This window comes from Muriicola soli, assembly GCF_004139715.1.
Lineage (GTDB): Bacteria > Bacteroidota > Bacteroidia > Flavobacteriales > Flavobacteriaceae > Muriicola > Muriicola soli.
Genome location: NZ_CP035544.1, coordinates 1,759,929 through 1,782,699, shown reverse-complemented (window position 1 = coordinate 1,782,699; position 22,771 = coordinate 1,759,929). Strand labels below are relative to the sequence as shown.

Sequence of the window (22,771 nt, the reverse complement as noted above, 5' to 3'; positions counted from 1 at the left end):
TTATTTTTTAGTTGAGTTTACAGCGGCTTTATTAATCCAGGCTTATCGCAGGGGTATCTTTGAACATTGAGATACTTAAGGGTTCAATGGTTTCCCTGTACGACCTCCACTCTTCCTGAAAAAAGGCATTTGTCTTTTCCAGGGCATCCTTCAGATCAGCTTCAGCAAAATCCATGAGCCTGGTTTCGGTAGGGGTGATCCCGGTTTTTCTGGAGCGAACATATCGCTCTGCCGTTCCTATCCTTCTCATGACAGTAAGTTCGGGGTTTCGGGTGATTCCCTGCCGCTTATCTACCTTCCCTACGTATATGTCTATCAGGCTGTCAATCTTTTTTGAAATCTCTTTGGAAGCTTTGATGGCGTCCTTGAATTTATCCTTGTCCAGTTCTTTTAGTTCTTTTTGGTATTTATCCGCAATCTTTTTGCTTTGTGCGAGCTGCTCTACTGCATCTGCGGCCGTTTGTGTAAATCCTTCCAATTTTTTACTCGCAGCGTAAACCTCTTCAATTGCTGAAGCCGTTACATCAAGTCGGGGATCCGAAGCCACAGTGATCATAGTTTCATCCTGTACTTCACCAAAGGAGACCACAACTCGGTAGGTTCCGGGCTTAACGTCAACACCACCCGATTCCCTGTTTCTTTTGCGAATTGTCCTGGATGGGCCATCCGGACCTTTTTCATCCATATTCCAGTAGATACGGTGGAAGCCGGCTTTTTCCGGAGTTTTGTATTTCAAGGTCCTAATCAACTCTTGATCGTTGTATATCTTAACGAATACAGAATCTTTTGTCACCTCCTTTTTGTCGGCTTCATCTTCCTCATTTGTATCGCTGGATTCTTCCTTCTTTTCTTTCGATTCACTTTTTCCATCCTCTTTTTTCCTGCCTTCTTTCAGATAATAAGTGATCATTGCCCCGTCTTCCCGGTTGCTGGCATTGAATAAGGCATCCGCACCAAATCTGCTCCCTGAAGGTTGCTGATAAGCTGCCTGATATGCTGTTGGGGGTTCAAAAATCGCTATTTCATTATTTAGGATTCCCGGATTCTCTGCCACAGCCCTAAGCGGCCTGATATCATCCAAAACCCAGGCTGCACGGCCAAATGTCCCGATAACCAAATCATTTTCACGTGGATGAATAGTCAGGTCCTTGGTGGAGACCGTAGGAAATCCTTCCGTCCATTTTTGCCATTTGCCTGCTCCGTTAAATGAAACGTACAAGCCATCATCCGTACCCAGGAACATCAAATTCTCGTTTTCCGGATCCTGAATGATAGATAGGGTATAGCTCTCCACATCGGAGGCGTCTACTATGCGTTCCCAGGATTTGCCGTAGTCTTTTGTTCTATAGGCGTAAGGCGTATAGTTAAACCTTCTATAGTCATTGGCGATGAGGAGTGCTTCCCCTTTGTTCTGTGCAGAAGCCTTAATCTGTGCTATCCAGCTACCTTTTGGAAGGCCTTTGAGGTTTTGGGATACTTCTGTCCAATTTGCCCCTCCGTTTTGGGTAATGTGGACCCTTCCATCGTCCGTTCCTACCCATAACATATCTTTTTCTAAAGGAGAAGGTTCAATGACCAGGATGGTACAATGATTCTCTGCCCCGGTGGCATCCATGGTAAGGCCACCACTTTCACTTTGCTTGAGTTTTTCAGGATCATTGGTAGTTAGGTCAGGGGAAATGACCGTCCAGGTAAGCCCCTTATCTGTGCTTTTGTGGACAAACTGACTACCAAAATAGACCGTGCTATTGTCAAAAGGATCCTGCCCAATACCGGCATTCCAGTTAAAACGAAGTTCTGTTTCCTCATCCGGAGGAGTAGGTCGTACTGTATAATTGTTCCCTGTGATATGGTCGTATCGGCGTACGTTCCCTTGCTGGCTCATGGCATAGCCAAAGCGTGAGTCATCCTTGTCGGGTACTACGTCAAATCCATCCCCAAAGGCAATCTCCTGCCAGTAACTATTCCTGATTCCCTGGTCCTTCCAAACATAGGCAGGCCCTCTCCAGGAACCATTGTCCTGCATTCCTCCATATACATTATAAGGAAATTCATTGTCGGTGCTGATGTGATAGAATTGTCCCACCGGGAGATTTCCTATAAATCGCCAACTCTCGCCCCGGTCCCTGGTGATATTCATCCCGCCGTCATTGCCGTCAATCATAAAACTACCGTCTTCCGGATGAATCCACCAGGCATGATGGTCTGGGTGGACCCCATTGGATACATAATAAGCTGGCATTAATTCAGTAAAATTTTTACCTCCGTCTTCAGAAACGTTGACATAGGTGAAGACCGAATACACCCTATTTTCGTTCTGCGGATCTACGTAGATCTCAGAATAGTAGAAGGGTCTGTTTCCTATATCACTTTTATCGTTGATTTTTTTCCATTTAAAGCCGCCATCTTCAGATTTGTAGAGGGCATTTTTCTTGGCCTCTACCAAGGCGTAAACCACATTTGGCTTACTCCGTGCTACGGCGATACCTATTCTTCCTAAGTCACCGGCAGGGAGGCCATCATCTTCTGAAATCCTCTTCCAGTTTGCTCCGCCGTCATGGGTCATATACAGCCCACTGCCGGGTCCTCCCGATTTAAAAAACCAGGGATCTCTCTTATGCTCCCACATCGCAACAAAAAGTTTGTTGGGATTGGTAGGATCCATAACCATATCGGCAACCCCCGTCCGATTGTTTACAAAAAGGATTTTGTTCCATGATTTACCACCATCTGTGGTCTTAAATACACCGCGCTCAGGATGTTCTCCCCAGGGAGAACCAATGGCACCCACATATACCGTGTTCGGATCTGTAGGATCTATAATAATACGATGAACATGTCTGGTTTTTTCGAGTCCGACCAACTTCCAGCTTTTGCCTCCATCCAATGATTTATAGACCCCATAACCGCCATTAAGGCTGTTTCTAGGGTTTCCTTCTCCTGTTCCTACCCAGATTACGGATGGGTTGCTTTGCTGGATAGCAACGGCTCCTATGGAGGCCGTTACTTCATTGTCAAAGACGGGTTCCCATTTGATTCCGCCTGAATTGGATTTCCATAGTCCGCCGGAAGCGGTACCCACATACATCAAGTCGGGATCACTTTGAACTACGTCTATTGTAGTCACCCTCCCGCTCATTCCCCCGGGACCGATGTTACGTGGTTTCAGGTCCTGGACGAGGTCCATTTTAAATTCTTGTGAAAGCAGTGAAAATGATGCGAAGAGCATCAGGGAGAGTAATGTTTTTTTCATTATTCGGAAGTTTTTTTAAGTCCGCTAAATATACCAAAATCGACCTGAGTATTTCTTAAAGAGTTGTTAATGCCAACAGTAGAGAGCACTGATGCAAGGTAGACTCAGGATGTATTTAGGAAGATAGAAAACTAATCGTTTTTGTAGACAAGGCCGTTTTTCATAACAAAATTTACCTTTCGCATAGCCTTAATGTCATTAGTAGGATCACCGTCTACTGCTATAAGATCGGCCAGGAATCCATTTTTTACCTGTCCCAGGCGACTGAGATGAAAAACGTCGGCATTCACTTTGGTTGCCGAACTCAGAACGTCAATGGTTTTCATTCCGTAATCTACCATAAGTTCCATTTCCCGGTAATTTTCTCCGTGAGGGTACACGCCAACATCTCCACCAAACACAATGGTAACTCCGCTTTCCAAAGCCATTTTAAAGCTGGCTTTCTTATTGCGGATGCGATCTGTGTCAGGTTCACTTTTGGGATCCCAGCCCCGGTATTGTTCAATAGCATGGCCGGCGGCCAGGGTAGGACAAAGGGCCACATTTCTCGATTTCATCAATTGGAACACTTCGGGAGTTCCTCCATCTCCGTGTTCGATGGTTTCTACGCCTGCCATGGTTGCTCTACGCATTCCTTCCGGGGTACTGGCATGTGCAACAACGTAACGACCGGCACTTTTAGCAGCATCTACCATGTTCTGCAATTCAGCCATAAGAAAAGTAGGTTGCGAAGGCGCTCCCGCGGTCCAGCGGTAATCAGCGTATACCTTGATAAAATCTGCCCCTTTACCCAATTGCCTGCGAACGGCTTGGATGACTCCATCCAGTCCGCTTGCTTCTTCTGCACCCAAAGGCACTTCTACCTTGTCATGGAAGCCCTTAGGGCCATAAGCTCCGGTGGCCACTATGGCAGGTCCGGCTACCAGTAAACGGGGTCCTGGTATAATCCCCATTTCTATGGATTTTTTCAGGGCAACATCCGCATAACCGGCACCTTCAGATCCCAGATCACGCATACTAGTGACCCCGGCCTGAAGTGATTTTTCGGCATGGATGGCTCCTCTTATGGCTCGTTCTTCTGAGGATTCTTTTAAAACCTGATCATTCCATGAGGTTTCGTTGTAGGGATGCAATAGAAGGTGTGAATGCCCTTCAATAATTCCGGGTAAAAGGGTTTTACCGGCCAAGGATAAGACCTCAGTTCCCTCGGGCATGACCAGTTTTTCGGCAGGGCCTGAAAAAACGATCTGCTCCCCCTCTGTCAATACAACCCAATTAGAATGCATAGATTCACCGTCGAAGACCTTATCGGGTTTTAATAGAATTTGAGATTGACCCATCTGGCAAAACGAGAATATCAGAAGAGAAAAAATACCTTTAACAAATGATTTCACAGGTCTTGATTTAAATTGATCCGATGGCATTGCTACTTTATTGTTCCTTCACGTGGGAGGCAATAACCTTTAATTTTTTGTCGATGGTTTTTCTGTCTAACCATTTACCTCTTACCATTACCCCAGATAACTGTTTTAAGGCCTGTATATCTTCAAGCGGATTAGTTCGTACCAGCAATAGATCTGCCGATAAACCTTCTTTAACCTGGCCGAAGGAATCTTCCTCCCCAAAAAATATTGAGGGGTTAATCGTACCACTTTGCAAGATGTCTAGCGAACTCATTCCTGCAGCTTCCATTCCCGCTATTTCGTGATGTATGGAAAAGCCGGGGACATTAAAGAGTTGAGGAGCGTCTGAACCCAGGAGCATCCCATGACCCCCTTCGTTTAAAGCCCTGAGTAATTGTTGCCTGATTTGATGAAATTCCTTCCATTGCTCTTCATTAAATCCGGTACCCCGTCCTGTAGACTGTTCCTTTCTTATCTTCCAGTTTGATAGCGTAGTAACCGGCATATAAATCATTTCGGGATCATTGAGTAGTCGGTCTGCTGCAACCGGTGCAAACCAGCGCTCAAAAAGGCTTTGGGTGGGAACTATCCAAACCTTATTTTCTCTGGCTTCTTTTACCAGGGAAGGGATGAGACTGCTGTCTGCCAGGGGGGTAAAATTATAACCAAAAAAACCATTGCTTTCAGGATTTATCGCTTTGCTTTCAGGGACAAGGCCTTCCAGAAAACCATCGATATGATCAATGGAGGCGTACCCGCTTTGAAGGGCATGACGAATTCCTACATCAACAGGAACATGACCGGCAAAAGGGATCCCCACTTCCTTTGCTTTGGCGACCAGGGCATCAAACACAGGTCTCTTAATGCCCGGATGAATCTTAAGGAAGTCGTATCCGTCATTTTTGTACTGTTCAACTTTCGATTTGGCCTCTTCCGGGGTCCTTACGGTGTTCCCATTAAGAGATGGACTTGAGGTATAAATCCTCGGACTGAGAACCTCTCCCTGAGATACGAGATTTTTGAGTTCCAGGTGTGAAGGATGCCCCAGCATTCCGCGGATCGTAGTGATCCCGTTGGAAAGGTAGAGAAAGAGTGTTTCTTCCAGAGTCTCCTTAGATACAGGAGGGGAGGGGATGTGGGCGTGCATCTCTGCCAGGCCGGGGAGCAGGAACATACCTTTGCCCTCGATAATCGTTTTATAAGTGACATCAGCAGGCAATTGGGAAGTGATACGACGGATCTTACCTGAATCGATCTCTACATATTGATGTTCACTGACAGTACCGTTAGACACATCTACGATATTTACATCAGAAAATAATACAGTGTCAGATACTCCGGGTTTTTCAACTTGATTGCATCCAAAGGTCAATAGAGTCAGTAATAGAAGGATAACGAGTTTCATACTCCTGATTTTTATTTGGCCGTTGTCGGGAATTTGAAGGTAAGGTAAAAAGAATTACCCATAACTTCATATGATGAGACTCTGGGTAATTTATTCTACCACTTCCAGTGGTTGGACGTAAATATTCTTGTCGAAAACCAAACTTTCTGCCTTCTCCAGTTGTTCTGTTTTCCAATTTTTTTCAGGGAAAAGCCAATGTTCTTTTTCCTCTATAAAAACTCTTACTGGCATATCAAAATCAGATACGATATTGGTATACCTGTAGGTAACAGAATCCTCTGAAACCCTGTATTCCAAAACGGGAATCATGGCAGTTCTCAGGTACTGCTCAAAAAAAGCAGTAAGATCAATTCCAGTTTTCTCACTCAGATAATTTTCAACTTGCTGTGTAGTGACCGTCTGATGATAGAATTCCTTATTGAGTCCTCTGAGGATATTCCTCCACTTTTCATCGTCCTCCAGCAGTTGCCTCAGGGTGTGGAGTATGTTGGCACCTTTGTAATACATGTCTGAGGAACCCGCCTTATTTACCCCGTACGTCCCTATGATTGGCCTGTCGTTCCGGATTCTGCGACGTGTACCTAAAACGTATTCTTTTGCTGCCTGCTCCCCGTAGTTATAATCGAGATATAGATTTTCTGAATAGGCTGTAAACCCTTCATGGATCCACATATCGGCGATGTCTTTATAAGTGATATTATTGGCAAACCACTCGTGCCCGGCTTCGTGAATAATGATAAAATCGAATTTTAATCCCCATCCACTACCGGAGAGATCTACTCCCAGATAGCCATTTTGGTAGCCATTGCCGTAGGTGACAGAACTTTGATGCTCCATCCCCAGGTAAGGTACTTCCACGAGTTTAAAACTGTCTTCATAGAAAGGATAAGGGCCAAACCAATGCTCAAAAGCATTGAGCATCAGAGGCACCTGTTCAAACTGCTTTTTAGCCTTCTCAAGGTTGTCTCTTAGTACATAATACGAGAGATCGAGGACTCCTTTTTCTCCCTGATAGGTATCCTCAAAATGAACATAATCGCCCACATTTACGTTTACTCCGTAGTTGTTAATCGGATTGCTCACATACCAATCAAAACTGGTTGTTTCGGAATTTTCAGTTATCTTCTTTAATCTGCCGTTTGCCACGGCTACCAGATTTTTTGGTACGGTCACACGAATAGCCATGCTATCTACTTCATCGTACATATGGTCTTTGTTGGGCCACCAAATGCTTGCTCCAAGGCCCTGACAGGAGGTGGCTACAAATGGATGACCGTTGTCATCCGTCTTCCAGGAAAATCCACCATCCCATGGAGCGTTCTCAGCCTCCTTGGGTTTACCGGCATAGGAAATTATCAATTCTCCGATATCTCCTATTTTTTGTTTCTCCTCCAACTCAATAAAGTGAGCAAAGCCCTTCCTTGTAAATGATAATGCTTTCCCTTTCTGGCTAACACCAGTGATCTCGAGGGGAGACTGCAGATCGATCTGCATCAGCTGCTTCTCCTCCAAAACTCTATATCTTATGGTGTTGGTACCTGAAATATATTTTTCCTCCGGTTTCACCTCAACATCCAAATCGTAAAAAAGCAAGTCCCACCACACCCTTTCAGGAGTTATACTACCTCTTAAAGTATCCTGTTGGGTGAATGGCTGATTTTGTGCGTTAGCCGTTAAAAAGAACATCAGGCAAAGAGTAATGGCGATCGTACTTTTCATGAGATGTGTTTTTATATATCAGGTTGTTCTTCTAAGATACGGCCATAATCACTACCCTTGAGGATAGCTTTCATATCGTTTGTATTTAAAAGATCTTCCAGGCATTGTTTTTTGTCTTTGCAATTGCGGTAGTACGACTTGGTGATAAGATAACCCATGGCATAACCAAGATCTGCAGGCCGGTCTTCGATAGACCCTCCGTTGTACATCCACAGCGACAGATCTTCTGAGTAAAGATCGCGTTTTAATTCTTGTAGGACAGAATCTAAATTTGAGGCCGACTTTAAATATTGGAGTTGCTCTGATTCAATAGCTTCGCCCGAAGACAGTTCACTCAGAAAATCACATACCCCTTCTTCAATGACTTTGTACAAGACAGTATTTTCACGCTCCCGATCTGAATAGTTCTGTTGAAAATGCATCAACTCATGGAGAATCAACTGCGGCAGGTCTTTGGCATTCATAATAGCGCCTTTTTGCCATTCATTGAGCTCATGCAAGGGCATTTCTGCAGATCTGCCATACATATCTCCCCCAATAAAGAGACCCATTTCACTAGCTGTGCCACCTGAATTCAGTAGCCCCGGGACTATATAGACCTTGGGGAAAACCGCATTGGGATAAAGTCCTTTAAAGGTTTTCATTGCCGCCGCCGCCTTATTTTTCAGACCATCTAAACTATCATTATTCAGGTGCGACATTAGGTAGGTATAATATTCCGGAGCACCATTGATCATCTGTCCATACATATTGTCCAAATTGTAATAACGGATGGCATAGTAGTCTCTGATCTCGGGCGGACCTTCGAGGATATAAGCTTTCAGAAATGTTCGCGCACTGTCTGGATTTGACCTGGCCTGTTTAAAGTAGGGCCAGAACTGGTCCATTGCCCGCGTTTCCAGGGCGAAATTCGAAATTTTATGCAATACCTTCTTCAGGGAATCCAGCCGAAGGGTAAGGCCCTCCATCTGCTCACTCCTTACATTTTCAAGTCCGGGAAATTTTTTAAGAATAGTGGGGTTTGCCATTCCGCGATCAATTGCCTTGTGCAGCATTATTATGGCGGAATCCTTTTTCTCAGCCAAATGATACAAGGTGGCGGCCTCTACATATATTTGGGCGGATTCCAGATCTGTGTTGGCCTCAATGATCTTACTTGCTAGTTCGGCGTATTTGCCGCTCTTTTCTAATCGTTCGTAATCATCAAAAACCGTATTGAGGTCTGCTAAGACCTTAGCAGGTGTTGCCTTTTTATTAATATCCGTAACCCCTCGACATTGAGACATTAGCATTACCAGAAAAACAATGCCAATCAGATTAAGGGCCTGACAAAAAAGTCTCATTTCTTTTAGTTCCTGAAGATAGCATTGGGGAATACAACCGGACTCTCAAAGCCCTCTACGCTGACGGCGGAAACCCCAAAGAAATAATTGTCAATAACTACGCCTTCGAGGGTAAATTCCGTTACATCACCTACATAACGGCTGTTGTCCCAGGTAGGGGAGGTGGTATCCCTCCAATAGATCTTGTATCCTGCGGCGCCTTCAGACTTGCTCCATTTTAGTTTTGCCGATGGCTCTACGATCCCACCAATCAATACTTCTGCGGGAGCAGGTGGTGCCCAGGCGATGGAAGCCAGATTGATGGCATTAACCGCAGTCAATTTTGCTGCGTAATCAAAATTTACATGCTCAAGTACATCCCCATAAGCGATGCCATTTTCCATCCGGATATCCTGATGTTGCTGGGTATAATTTTCATGGGATTCCATGATTCGAATCCCTGCAAAACCCTGGTCATTAAAAGGTCTGTGGTGACCACCTCTGCCAAATCGATCGAGACGATAGATCATCATAGGATTCATCTCTGGCATATACGTCTTCGTCGTTTTATGTACGTATCGGGCCAATTGCCTTGAGATTCCGTCTACCTCGCCCCCGTAAAATCTGCGTGCATTTCTTTGTCGCTCGGTTTCCGTAGGCGGAACAGGTTCTGAAAATATCCTGAAATCCCTGTTACTGATCACACCGTCAACCCCTTTGATATTTCCGATCATATCATTGTTGAGTACACCAATGATGTCCCAGCCTTTCTCCTTAGCATATGCTGCCAGCGACTTACCCCCAAACAAGCCTTGTTCTTCCCCGGACAGGCCCACATAAATGACGCTGTTTTCAAAGGTATACCCGGATAGAACCCTGGCGGCTTCTATGGTTCCGGCCATTCCACTGGCATTGTCATTGGCCCCGGGGGATTCATCTGTAAAATTTGTTGGATCACTTACTCTCGAATCAATGTCCCCACTCATAATGATATAGCGATTGGGATATTTGGTTCCCCGCTGTAATGCTACCACATTGACCACCATGACATCCTTGACAATTCTTTGGTTTTCCCCTTGCTTAACGAGCTCTTTTTGATAGAACACCTCCAGACAATTATTACAATCTGAGGATATCTTTTCGAATTCACTTTTGATCCATCGCCTGGCCGCCCCGATACCTCTGGTGGCGGAGGTAGTATCGCTAAGGGTATGCCTCGTTCCAAAATCCACCAAAGTGGTAATATCGGCTTCAATTCGATCGGCAGATACGCTATTGATGATGTTGTAGATATCTTTCGGCGATTGGGCTGAAGTACCCAAAGCCATTAAAAACAAAAAGGCAAAAAGTGAATATTTCATAAAAGTGTTTTTCTGTATTTTTTTTCAAACCATACGGCATGGAAGTAACACAAAGGTCCTAACATGGCATATAAAAATCCGGGTGCTCCAAAGGTAATACCAACTTTTAATATACCGAGTATTATTGAAAGAAATGCGGTAAGTACGTATAGAGAGAAATGCTGGGCAGAAAATAGAAGGTCAACTGATTTCTGCAGAGTTCTGGTTTTTTGGTAAGCTCGGTAATACATTAGCGCATAGCACAAAAAGATAAGTGCGAACCCAAAACTATACATGACAAAGAGGGCACTGAGCTCATCTACGGAGATCGATTTTACACCCATCCAGGAGTTTACCAGTGATTTTAAAGGAAACACATAGTACAAGACCACAAAGAGCAGGACCGAATTAAAAGTGATGATCCAATTATCGATATAAGAAGTTTTTCTGAAAAAATTATAATGGACCTTCCAGAGGATGACCAAGACGAAGAAACTCACGCCAAAACTGATAAAATTACTCGATTTTGCTCCGATCAGCTGAAGGCTTTCATCCATATCCAGGGTAACCACCATTAAGGTGGCAGCGAAGGCAAAAACACCGTCACTGAATGCTTCCACCCTGTCAGAATTTTGTGCGAATTTCATATTACTTATTTGGAATTTCCGCTACCATAAGGAGGAGACCGGAAATAGCATTGGTTGCCAGTCTGGTGATATTGGCCATTTCTCCTTCCGGAAAAGAAGCAATGACTTCCCAGTTCATTTTTTTTGGGTTGTATCGGAGCAGTTGATTGTTTTGCCCGGCCAGTACAGAGCCATCGGGCAACCAGCAAATATCCTGTACTCCCCTGGGCAAACTTGTGATCACCTCGGTTGCCCCTGATACCGGATTGACGGATTTTAATACCCAATCCTCATTTTCTTTGCTGATAAAACTGACCAGACGAGTGTTAGGAATCTTTTGAAGTGATCGCCCTACGTTTCTCTGAAAGGTATAATTAGAGTGGTCCTTAAGGTTGGAGACTATTAGGTCCATCCGATCCTCAACCAGGACCGAATTTACCAGAATGTCCTCATTGAACCAAAGGTGGTAACCTACTTTGAGATCCTCTAATACAACTCGCGAACGTCCTGTTTTCCAGGTGTACTCATAAAGTAACTGCTTTCCGTCTTCATCCAGGCGTATAGCCGAGAAATTCTTGCTGCCAGGAATTTTTAATGGTGAATACTCACTGCCTCCTGAAGTGTTTGTTTTCCAGAAGACACTGTCTTTATTTGCGGCATAAGCAGCAATATCGGTTTGCCCGTTGCGTGTTGAAGAGAATAGTACCAGATTGTCATTGTAAAAGGATGGCTGGTTGTCATAGCCCGAATTATTGGATATGTTTTTCGGAGGACCCAGTTGTATTTTATCTCCGATCTTTTCAAGGGTCAGGAGAAAGACTTCTGAATTAGCCTGGGCCAGGACCGATGTGGTAGCCAGACAAAAGATGAAGAAGCTGAGCAGAAGATGTTGGCTCGACTTATTTTTTGGTAAATCGGGATAGGAGATCGCGTACATTTTTAATACTATCTAGATAAAATTTAGCTTGTGTTTTTTGTCGGCCGACTTTGACCGTAACTGCGGTCTCAGGCAATTCCTGGAACATAAACTCATCGGTCCAGTCATCACCGATCGCAAAGACAAAGTCGTAATCATGCCTCGTAAAAATACGCATTGCAGCCCTTCCCTTATTTACATTACTGCTTTTAATTTCCATCACCTTGTTGCCATTCAACACGCTGAGGTCATCGTTGGCAATTAGGCTTCTCAGCACCGTATTAAGTTCAGAGGCTCTTTTTTGTCCGAAATCAGGATCTGTATTCCGATAGTGCCAGGCAAGGGAGTAATTTTTTTCCTCTACAAAACTTCCCGGGGTACGGTCAACAAAGGATTCCAAAACGGGCAGAATCTTCTCCATCCAGTCCTTTTTGACATTCTCCAGCATGGTAAAATCGTTTCCTCCTTCCGAAAGCCATACGCCGTGCTCAACGATCATATTGTATTTCTTTTTTAGAAACCATTTCCCAAACGTCTCTTTATCCCGCCCACTGATCAGGAATACGTCTGTATTGGGTAACGCGTTCATATCATCCAACAATTTATAAAGTTCGGCATCGGGTGATGCCTTTTGAGGATCGTTGTGGAAGCCCGCCAGCGTACCGTCGTAATCTAAAAATAGCAGTCGGTGTTCAGCTTCCCTATATTCACTGATCAGGGTGTTTGTTAGATCAACGGATAAACGTTGTGCCACATAGGTTGGATCCTTATCTCTCTGTTCGGTAAGGGAGCGCATAAAATCATTGGCCCATTTCTCTACATTGTAGCGTTCAAGCCTTTTTTGCAGCACGCTATTCCTTTCTTTTTGCTCTTTCTCAGGCATCTGTATCGCCCTGTGAATGGTATCTGCGATTTGTTCAAAGTTGTTGGGGTTGATAAGCAAGGACTCATTCATCTCATTGGCCGAACCTGCCATTTCACTTAAAATGAGCACCCCGGTTTTGTCTGTTCTGGTAGCGATATACTCTTTGGCCACCAGGTTCATCCCGTCGCGTATGGGCGTAAGCCAGGCTATATCACATGAGGTGTACAAATCAATAAGATTGTCAAAGGGCAAAGAGCGGTAAAAGTACCAGATCGGCGTCCAGCTTACTGTGGCCAGCTCCCCGTTGATCCGTCCTACCAGCTCATCAATTTCCCGTTTGAGCAATTGGTATTGGGGAACATTGCTCCTCGAGGGAACAGCCAGGATGATCAATCGAACCTTTTCCTTGTACTGAGGGTATTTATTCAGGAAGTATTCGTAGGCATTGAGGCGTTTTGCGATCCCTTTGGAGTAGTCTAATCGGTCTATGGACAATAGAAATTTTGCGTCAGGGGTTGATTCCTTGTGGGTGTTGAGCCTGCGCTGAAGATCGGATTGCTTATTCTTTGGCAAGGCTTCATGATCTTTTGCAGCATTGTGGAATTTAGCGTAATCAATCCCCATGGGAAAAGAATCGACCTTGATGATCCGACTCTCAAGATAAATATCGTTAAAACTAACTTCCAGGCCCAGGATACGCCTTATGGAACTTAAAAAATGCCTTTCGTAATCGTAAGTGTGGAAACCTATAAGGTCTGAACCTAGAAGCCCCAATAAAACTTCTTCCCTCCAGGGCAGGGTTCTGAAGATTTCATAAGAGGGAAAGGGGATATGAAGAAAGAAACCAATGGAAATATCGGGCCTTTTTTCACGTACCATCTGAGGGACCAACATCAGTTGATAGTCGTGAACCCAAATAATGTCATCTTCCGAAGCTTCCTTTAAAATGGCATCGGCAAATTTTTGGTTTACCTCCCTGTAGGTATTCCAGCTGGAGAGTTCAAACTCTGAATACTCTAGAAAGTAATGAAAAAGAGGCCATATGGTTCGGTTACTAAAGCCGTAATAAAAGCCATCAACCTCTGCAGCCGTTAGTTTTACCTTGGAAGAACCGTGTTCGGCCAATGCCTTATCTATCTCACCTTCCAACTCTTCCGGAATCTCCTCTTCTGTGAGGCCACTCCACCCGATCCACAGGCTTTGCCCATCAGAATGAACAGACTTCATGCCGGTAGCTAATCCGCCTACGCTGGGGATAGCATTGATGGTTCCATTGTCAATTTGCAATTGTACAGGCAGTCTGTTTGAGATTATGATAGTTTTGGCCATAAATTCTATGTTTTTAACCTTTTTTCTCTTTTGTTTTTCTAAATTTCGTCAAATTGAGGCGCAATTGCAATGAAACAAGAAATTTTACAGGATTCTTATTTATGGACAACTTAGATTACGGAATAATAGGGAATTGCAGGAGTGCAGCACTCATTTCAAAAACAGCTTCAATTGATTGGTGCTGTTTACCAGAATTTGACTCTTCCTCCGTCTTTGCCAAACTTCTCGACGATGAAATAGGTGGTAATTTTGGCATTAAGGTAGCTCCTTCCTATGAGATAAAACAACGTTATAAAAAAAATACTGCTGTTTTAATTACTGAGTTCAGGGAAGGGAATGATGTTTTTGAGATTCACGACTTTATGCCGAGGTATCTCACCAGTCAAAGTCAATATTACGCCCCTCCTGAAGTCGTGCGATACATAAAGCACATCTCCGGAAAACCAAAGTTTAGCGTCCACTATGAACCTAAACTGGCCTATGCCCTTGGGGAAACAAAGTCTTATATCAAAAAGAATTTTATCGCGAGTCTGACTAAGGGTAAAAATTTTGAAACGGTTTTCCTGTACACCTCTTTTAACAAAAACGCGGTCATGGAGGGGAGAGAGTTGGAAGTCACAGAGAACGGATATTTTCTGATTGCATACAACGAGAAAATTTTCCTGCCCAGCACCCGGAAGATCTATCTGGAACTGGAAAGGACCAAAGTGTACTGGTTAAACTGGAGCAATAAAACCCCTAATTATAAAAAATACAACGCGCAGATCACCAGAAGCGCGATCACTTTAAAGTTACTCACTTATAACAAATCAGGCGCAGTCTTAGCCGCTGCTACCACATCATTGCCAGAAACCATTGGGGAAGTTAGGAATTGGGATTATCGATTTTGCTGGATTCGCGATGCCTCTATGGTAATCAAAGTGATGGTTGATCTCGGACACGTCAATGTTGCCCGGCGATATCTGCAATTTATCGTTGACCTTATTCCTGAAAAAGGGGAGAAGCTTCAGATCATGTACGGGATCAACAAAGAGAAAAAACTTACCGAGAAAACCCTGGACCACTTAAAGGGATACAAGGGCTCTAAACCGGTCAGGATTGGTAATGCGGCCTACAAGCAGAGGCAGAACGACATTTATGGCATCCTGATGGATGCTATTCACGCCCAATTGAACATTTTCAGTACCAATATTGAAAATGCCGAAGAGCTCTGGGGAATAACCAAAGGAATCGCCTGGATCGTTTCTGAACACTGGCAGGAACCTGACAAGGGGATCTGGGAATTTCGGGAAGAAGATCGGCATTTTACCTTCTCCAAAGTCTTGTGTTGGGTCGCCATTGATCGCGCGATCAAAGTGGCACGTATCTTCCGCAAATGGCAGAAGATTGAGAAATGGAGTATGTTAGAGCAGGAGATCAAACAAGACATAATGGACAAGGCCTGGAATGATGATGTAAAGGCCTTTACCCAATCTTACGGTAGCAAAAACCTCGATGCCTCGGTCTTACTCATGGAATCTTACGGTTTTATTCCAGCCAGGGATCCAAAGTATATCAGTACTGTGAAAGCTATAGAAAAACACCTCAGCAACGACGGACTCTTATATCGATATAAAAATAAGGACGATTTTGGATTGCCCTCTTCTTCGTTTACGATCTGTACGTTTTGGTTTATCAACAGCTTATTCAAAATCGGAGAAGAAGAAAAAGCGCAGAAGTTATTTGACCGCGTTTTGAGTTACGGGAATCATCTGGGCTTATTTAGTGAGGACATCGACTTTAAATCGAAGCGCTTGCTGGGGAATTTTCCACAAGCTTATTCCCATCTTGCACTTATTGAATGTGCTATAAATTTTTCTCAGAAAGCCACAGAACAACGTATCCTCGAATCTATGCGTTAAGGATTTGCCTTGCTTTTATCCTGACCAGTGAAAGCAGTTCGTCCAGATGTTGAATGGTGGTAAAAGGATTCATTATGGTGCAGCGAAGGTACTGTTTCCCTCGAATGCGGGTTTGAACGATATAAAATTTCCCTTCCTCAAGAAGTTCTTGCCTTATCCTTCTGTTTAAGTCGTTAGTCTCTTCCAGAGAAAGCCCCGGGTGCACAAATCGGAAACAAACGATGTTGGAACCAGGAGTCGTAGCCAGTTCCAAATCGGGATCTGCAACGATCATTTTCCCAAAGCTTTGCCCCAAATCATATAGGGTAGTGACATTCTCGTCAAAAACCTTTTCTCCATAGGTTTTAAAAAGCAGGAACCACTGCAGACTCATCATAGTTTTAGTACACTCAAAGGTTCTTTTCGCCAGATTGAACCAGTCTTCTTTGTCCGATTGCTGCAATAAGTAATCCGCTTCCTGACTAAAAATGGTATGAGAGTGACTGCCATCCCGAAAAATGAGTGCAGTGGTTATGGTAGACATCAACATCATCTTATGTCCGTCAATAACCACTGAATCGGCGAGTTCAATTCCCTTGACCGTTTTTTTGTATTTATCCGAGAAAACCGCTGCACCTCCGTGAGCCCCATCTACATGAAGCCAAAGCCCGTGCCTTTTACAGAAAGCTGCAAGGTCTTCCAAATCATCGTAAATTCCTGTGGCTGTTGAAGGGGCGCTTCCAACCAGGGCAAATACGTTTAATCCTTTTTCCGTAGCCTGTTGATAATACGCTTCCAATTTGGAGCTGTCCATGACAAAACCATCAGTCACCGGAACTTTAATAATCCCATCCGATCCAAGGCCCATGATTCTGGCTGCTCTGTCTACACAGTAATGAGCCTCTTCAGAGACCATAATTGCCAGTCGATCTGAACTGCCTTCCTTCCAGACATCTTTCATAACCTTGGCTTTTCGGGCGGCTAAGATTGCCGTGAGGTTGGCCAACGTCCCACCTGAAGTTAAGATACCCCTTGCCGTTTTATCGAAACCAATTTTTGCGGCGATCAAATCTGTGATGATACGTTCAATGGCTGTTGGGGCCATACCCATTTCATAGACGGCCATGCCATTGTTGAGCATAGCACTGACCAATCCAGACAAGGCTGCGATAGGGGCGGGGGCACAAACCTGATGTCCGATGTATCGGGGGTTATGAACATGAGTGGTATGTACGAGAACTTCTTTAAAAAAATCAGTCTCGGATCCTGAAGCCAGGAAACCTTCCCAAAAATCTTTTTCGTCCTCGGGCAGGTTCCAGTTGATCACCTTCTTGTTCTGCCGGAGACTCTCCTCCAAATGCCCTGCAAGCAGGTCGATAAGTGCATGGCCTTGTTCCCGGAATATTTCTGGATTATATACTTCACTTAAAAGGGTTGATTTCATAAGGCTTATTTGATGAGGATTCTAACAGCAGATGAATATGAAGTATTAACAAATTTGGATATTAGCCCTTAATCGTTGAAGGATTAGGAAAAAAAACATCCGAATTGAATCCTAAATTTTTACATTTGAGGACAACGACTAATAGAATTTATATTATGAAATTACGACATTTTTTAATCGCATTTATTGCACTCGGACTAATTTGGTCTTGCCAGGAAAAGGAGGCTCCTGAGCGTATTGCCGATTCCGAAGCTGCCTCTTTCGAATATTTTGTAGAGCAATTTGCGGACATCCAAATTCTGAGATACCAAATCCCTGGGTTTGATGAACTAAGCCTTGATCAAAAAAGATTGGTTTATTACCTGAACCAAGCCGGCCTGGCTGGCAGAGACATTATCTGGGATCAGAATTACCGTCATAATCTGGAAATAAGGAATGGCCTTGAAAACATCTATAGGAGCTACTCTGGGGATAAATCCACTGCTGAATGGCAGGCATTTGAAACTTACCTGAAAAGAGTTTGGTTCTCCAATGGGATCCATCACCATTATTCCAATGACAAATTAAAACCCGACTTCAGTCCAGACTACCTTCAGGGTTTACTCGATGAAACGGGTACAAGGCTGGAGGGCGAAGCATTTGAGGTATTATTCAATGAAGCGGATATTAAAAAAGTCAATAAAAAGAAGGGCGTGGATAACGTAGCAGCCTCGGCTGTAAATTTTTATGATCCCAGCCTGACCGATGCTGAGGTTGAGGCCTTTTACGCCAAAGCCGATAAAGGACCGGAGGGAAGACCGGTAGAAACAGGATTAAATACGAGGCTTTCAAAAATTGATGGTGAAATCAAAGAGGAGGTCTATAAGTCGGGCGGACTCTACGGGGAGGCCATCGATGAGATCATCAAATGGCTTCAGAAGGCTGTTGAAGTTGCTGAGAATGAACAGCAGGCAACTACGCTCAAACTTCTCATAGAGTATTATAAAACGGGTAGTCTTGATACCTGGGATGAATATGCCATCTCCTGGGTGAATTCCCGTGAAGGCGATGTTGACTGGATCAATGGATTTATAGAGGTATACAACGATCCAAAAGGGTATAAGGGTTCTTATGAAACCATCGTCCAGCTCAAGGACTTTGAAATGTCAAGACAAATGGCGGTGCTTTCTGAAAACGCCCAGTGGTTTGAAGATGAATCTCCCTTGATGGACGAACACAAAAAAGAAAATGTTGTAGGGGTTTCTTATAAAACAGTAAATGTGGCCGGAGAGGCCGGAGATGCTTCACCCAGTACACCAATAGGGGTTAACCTTCCAAATAATAACTGGATTAGACAGGAACATGGCAGCAAGTCGGTTTCCCTAGGAAACATCATTGAAGCCTACAGTAATGCCGGTGGCTCAGGCAGATTAAATGAATTTGCTTACAGTGAAGAGGAAATCGCCCGGGAAAATAAATACGGTAAGACTGCATCAAAATTGTTAACAGCATTACATGAAGTCGTAGGTCATGCCTCAGGACAACTCAATGAAGGAGTGGGCCAGCCTAAAGAAACGCTTAAAAATTATGCCTCTACCATGGAAGAGGGGAGAGCAGATTTAGTGGGCTTGTACTATTTAATGGATCCAAAGTTGCAGGAGATGGGCCTTACAGACAACTGGGAAGCGTTGGGAATGACTGCCTATGATCGTTATATAAGAAATGGTTTGGTTACCCAGCTGATTAGGATTGAGCTCGGGGATGATATTGAAGAAGATCATATGGTGAATCGACAATGGGTGTCAGCCTGGGTTTTTGAAAAGGGCAAAGATGACAAGGTTATAGAGAAGGTGGTACGCGAGGGTAAAACCTTCTATCGCATTAACGATTATGCCAAACTAAGAGAGCTATTTGGTGAGTTACTCAAAGAAACCCAGAGGATTAAATCAGAAGGTGATTTCAAGGCTGCGCAAGACCTTGTAGAAGGCTATGGAGTTAAAGTGGATCAGGAATTACACGCCGAAGTATTAGAACGGAATTCCGCTTTTAAAACCCCTCCTTACAGTGGCTTTGTAAATCCGGTCTTAATGCCTGAGATGAATAGAGAAGGTGAAATTACCGATATTAAAGTAGTTCAACCTAACAGTTTTCAGGAACAAATGCTGTCGTACTCAGAACAATACAGCAATTTAAATTAGGGCTTTTACGCATATAAAAAAACCGCCTTTCAGAGGCGGTTTTTTATTTTAGGGTGATGAAGTTTATTCGTCAAAAGTGTAGCCGTTATCAGCTGCCACCTTATCGGCAATCTTGTTGCGTAAGGCCACTACATTGGGCTGATTGGTGTATTTTGTAAACCTTTTCAGTCCCATTAACATCATACGCTGTTCGTCTCCTTCAGCAAAGGATACGATGGCTTCTTTTCCTTTTTTAATTACAAGATCGACTGCCTCGTATAAATAGAGTTTGGTCATTGCAATTTCAATTTCCTGGGTCTCTTCTCCGCTGCGTTTCGCATTTTTTTCGGTGCGAAGCAGGGTAGATTCAGCCATATAAATTTCGATCAGAATATCAGAGGCAGCGAGTAGCAATTGCTGATGTGATTCGAGGTCCGGACCAAATTTCTGTACGGCACTTCCTGCCACCATTAAGAATACCTTTTTCAATCTTGCGATAAGGTCTTTCTCTTCGGCGAACAATTCGGAGAAATCAGGAGTATCAAAAGAAGGGATTCCCATTAATTCTTCTCCTACTGCTGTAGCGGGTCCTAAGAGGTCTACGTGACCTTTCATAGCTTTTTTGACCAACATTCCCACAGCTAGCATTCGGTTGATCTCATTGGTGCCTTCATAGATCCTGGAAATTCTCGCATCTCTCCAGGCTTTTTCCATAGGGGTATCAGCGCTAAAGCCCATGCCCCCAAAGATCTGAATCCCTTCGTCCGTTGTATTCTGTACGTCTTCAGAAACTGCCACTTTTAGTATAGAACATTCTATGGCGTATTCTTCTACCCCCTTGAGTTCTGCTTCCTGATGCGTATTCCCTTCAGCTTCTCTTATCGCAATACGATCTTCGATATTTTTGGCTGCACGGTAGCAGGCAGATTCTCCTGCATAGGTGTTGATCGCCATTTGTGCAATCTTAGATTTAATAGCCCCGAAATTGATAATGGGGGTTTTAAACTGAATGCGTTCATTGGCGTAATTTACGGCTTCATTCAATACCCTTCTTTGTGCTTCAAGGCAGGCGGCAGCTAATTTAATTCGTCCAACGTTTAAGGCGTTCATCGCGATTTTAAATCCGTTACCCCTTTCGGAAAGCATATTTTCAACAGGTACTTTTGTCTCATTGAAGAAAACCTGACGTGTACTGGAGGAATGTATACCCAGCTTTTTTTCTTCCTCACCCATTGAGATCCCATTTTCAGGATCGTTTTCTACGATAAATCCGGTGATGTTCTTATCATCCTCTATTCTGGCGAAGACGATAAGCAAGTTGCAGAAACCGGCATTGGAAATCCACATCTTTTGTCCTGTGATGCTATAGTGTTTTCCGTCTTTAGAAAGAACAGCCTTTGTCTTTCCTGAATTAGCATCTGATCCCGCTCCGGGCTCTGTAAGGCAGTAAGCACCAAACCATTCTCCGGTAGCCAGTTTGGGGACGTATTTTTGCTTCTGCTCTTCGGTACCATATAAAGTAATGGGAAGCGTCCCAATTCCTGTATGTGCGCCAAATGCAGTACTAAATGATCCAGTAGCTCCTGAGATATAATCGCATACAAGCATAGTAGAGACAAAGCCCATTCCCATTCCCCCGTAAGCTTCAGGAACAGCAATACTCAAAAGTCCGAGTTCTCCTGCTTTAAGCATACATTCCTTGGTAAATTCGTAATCTTTCTTCTCAAAGCGTTCCCAATTTGCCCAAAGCTCCCGATCGACGAATTCCTTGGTGCTTTCACGCATCATTTTTTGTTCCTCGTTGAGGTCTTCCAGGGTAAAGACGTCTTCACACTTGGTTTCTTTGACAAGAAACTGGCCTCCCCTTAAAATATCTTTGTTTATAGTTTCGGTACTCATGGTCGTATAAATTTGAAGGTGATTAATTTAAAAATTCAAAAATGCCCGCTGCTCCCTGTCCGGTTCCTACGCACATGGTGACAAGGCCGTGTTTTCCTTTCATTTTTCGCTTGCGCATCTCGTCAAATAATTGAACCGATAACTTGGCACCGGTACATCCCAGGGGATGGCCTAAGGCGATAGCACCACCGTTGACGTTAACAATTTCCTGATTGAGATCTAATTCCCTGATCACTGCCAGGGATTGTGAGGCAAAAGCTTCGTTTAATTCGATCAACTCGATGTCTGACTGCTTCATTCCCGCTTGCTTAAGTGCCTTTGGAATTGCCTTTACCGGTCCGATTCCCATGATTCTGGGTTCTACGCCGGCAGCGGCATAGTTGACCAATCTGGCGATCGGTTCCAAATTCAATTCTTTCACCATCTCTTCACTCATGACCAGAACAAAAGCTGCACCATCGCTCATCTGTGAAGAATTACCTGCAGTCACACTTCCACCTGCCGCAAAAACGGGTCTGAGTTTGGCTAAAACCTCTTTTGAGGTATCGGCCCGTGGACCTTCATCCTGCTTAACCGTATAGGACTTGCTTTCTTTTTTCCCCTTGGCGTTAACAAAGGTGTGATCTACTTCAATGGGAACTATCTGATCTTCAAACTTTCCTTCCTTCTGAGCTTTGAGGGCCTTCATATGCGAATTATAGGCAAATTCATCCTGATCTTCCCTTGATACTTTAAACTGCTCTGCAACGGCTTCGGCGGTTAATCCCATACCCCAATAATAATCCTCATTCCCTTCGCTCGCAACGGCATAATCAGGTGTTGGTTTGTATCCTCCCATAGGGATATAGCTCATGCTCTCCGCTCCACCGGCAATGATACAGTCTGCCATTCCAGACTGAATTTTGGCGGTTGCAATTCCAATGGTTTCCAATCCTGAAGCACAATACCTGTTTACTGTGACTCCGGGGACATCTTCGATCTTCAATCCCATAAGTGAGATCAGTCGGGCCACATTTAAGCCTTGTTCGGCTTCCGGCATGGCGTTTCCTACGATGACGTCGTCTATCCTTTTCTTATCGAGCTGAGGCACCTCCTTCATCATATACTCGATGGTCTCGGCAGCCAATTCGTCAGGGCGTTTAAATCGGAACAGGCCTTTAGGGGCTTTCCCAACGGCAGTTCTATAAGCTTTTACTATGTATGCAGTTTTCATG

General features: G+C 44.1%; 14 protein-coding genes. 2 read left to right on the top strand and 12 right to left on the bottom strand.

The features are described 5' to 3' along the window. Positions 1 to 31: 31 nt before the first annotated feature. From EQY75_RS08045 to EQY75_RS08005, 9 genes are all read right to left on the bottom strand, one after another. Positions 32 to 3,253, bottom strand: a complete 3,222-nt coding sequence (locus EQY75_RS08045) for a WD40/YVTN/BNR-like repeat-containing protein (RefSeq protein ID WP_129604703.1) — start codon at positions 3,251 to 3,253, stop codon at positions 32 to 34. Between the two features lie 131 nt (positions 3,254 to 3,384). Beyond that, the gene (locus EQY75_RS08040) at positions 3,385 to 4,647 is read right to left on the bottom strand and encodes a metal-dependent hydrolase family protein (RefSeq protein WP_246019827.1); all 1,263 of its coding nucleotides are present in this window, start codon (positions 4,645 to 4,647) and stop codon (positions 3,385 to 3,387) included. Positions 4,648 to 4,684: 37 nt separating this feature from the next. Next, complete coding sequence (locus tag EQY75_RS08035) at positions 4,685 to 6,061, bottom strand: amidohydrolase family protein (RefSeq protein ID WP_129604700.1); 1,377 nt, start codon at positions 6,059 to 6,061, stop codon at positions 4,685 to 4,687. Positions 6,062 to 6,151: 90 nt separating this feature from the next. Continuing rightward, positions 6,152 to 7,780 carry a M1 family metallopeptidase gene (locus EQY75_RS08030; protein WP_129604697.1) on the bottom strand — a complete coding sequence of 543 codons (1,629 nt, stop codon included), beginning with the start codon at positions 7,778 to 7,780 and terminating at the stop codon, positions 6,152 to 6,154. Between the two features lie 11 nt (positions 7,781 to 7,791). Then, on the bottom strand, positions 7,792 to 9,123 hold the full coding sequence (locus tag EQY75_RS08025; protein WP_129604694.1) for a DUF2268 domain-containing putative Zn-dependent protease: 1,332 nt from the start codon (positions 9,121 to 9,123) through the stop codon (positions 7,792 to 7,794). 5 nt (positions 9,124 to 9,128) lie between these two features. Then, positions 9,129 to 10,463 (bottom strand): M28 family peptidase, encoded by a 1,335-nt coding sequence (locus EQY75_RS08020; protein WP_129604691.1) that lies wholly within the window; start codon positions 10,461 to 10,463, stop codon positions 9,129 to 9,131. Next, positions 10,460 to 11,089, bottom strand: coding sequence for a TMEM175 family protein (locus EQY75_RS08015; protein ID WP_129604688.1), 630 nt, complete (start codon positions 11,087 to 11,089; stop codon positions 10,460 to 10,462). The genes EQY75_RS08020 and EQY75_RS08015 overlap by 4 nt, the downstream gene beginning before the upstream one ends. Before the next feature lies 1 nt (position 11,090). After that, the gene (locus EQY75_RS08010) at positions 11,091 to 12,005 is read right to left on the bottom strand and encodes a TolB-like translocation protein (protein ID WP_129604685.1); all 915 of its coding nucleotides are present in this window, start codon (positions 12,003 to 12,005) and stop codon (positions 11,091 to 11,093) included. Then, the gene (locus tag EQY75_RS08005; protein ID WP_129604683.1) at positions 11,968 to 14,178 is read right to left on the bottom strand and encodes a bifunctional alpha,alpha-trehalose-phosphate synthase (UDP-forming)/trehalose-phosphatase; all 2,211 of its coding nucleotides are present in this window, start codon (positions 14,176 to 14,178) and stop codon (positions 11,968 to 11,970) included. Before EQY75_RS08005 ends, EQY75_RS08010 begins: the two co-directional genes overlap by 38 nt. A 101-nt stretch (positions 14,179 to 14,279) precedes the next feature. Between EQY75_RS08005 and EQY75_RS08000 the strand changes: the two genes are divergently transcribed. Further along, a complete protein-coding gene (locus EQY75_RS08000) occupies positions 14,280 to 16,079 on the top strand; it encodes a glycoside hydrolase family 15 protein (RefSeq protein WP_129604681.1) in 1,800 nt (599 codons plus the stop codon). On the opposite strand, the gene EQY75_RS07995 is transcribed toward EQY75_RS08000, so the two are convergent. Next, positions 16,069 to 17,502 carry a pyridoxal phosphate-dependent decarboxylase family protein gene (locus tag EQY75_RS07995; RefSeq protein WP_129604679.1) on the bottom strand — a complete coding sequence of 478 codons (1,434 nt, stop codon included), beginning with the start codon at positions 17,500 to 17,502 and terminating at the stop codon, positions 16,069 to 16,071. The genes EQY75_RS08000 and EQY75_RS07995 overlap by 11 nt on opposite strands. A gap of 155 nt (positions 17,503 to 17,657) precedes the next feature. Here EQY75_RS07995 and EQY75_RS07990 point away from each other — a divergent pair, with 155 nt between their 5' ends. Further along, entirely contained in the window at positions 17,658 to 19,679 is a 2,022-nt protein-coding gene (locus EQY75_RS07990; RefSeq protein ID WP_129604677.1) for a dipeptidyl-peptidase 3 family protein, read from the top strand. 63 nt (positions 19,680 to 19,742) lie between these two features. On the opposite strand, the gene EQY75_RS07985 is transcribed toward EQY75_RS07990, so the two are convergent. Continuing rightward, positions 19,743 to 21,557 (bottom strand): acyl-CoA dehydrogenase family protein, encoded by a 1,815-nt coding sequence (locus EQY75_RS07985; protein WP_129604674.1) that lies wholly within the window; start codon positions 21,555 to 21,557, stop codon positions 19,743 to 19,745. 22 nt (positions 21,558 to 21,579) lie between these two features. Then, positions 21,580 to 22,770: an acetyl-CoA C-acyltransferase gene (locus EQY75_RS07980; protein ID WP_129604672.1), complete on the bottom strand. Its 1,191-nt coding sequence runs from the start codon at positions 22,768 to 22,770 to the stop codon at positions 21,580 to 21,582. Between the last annotated feature and the right edge of the window lies 1 nt (position 22,771).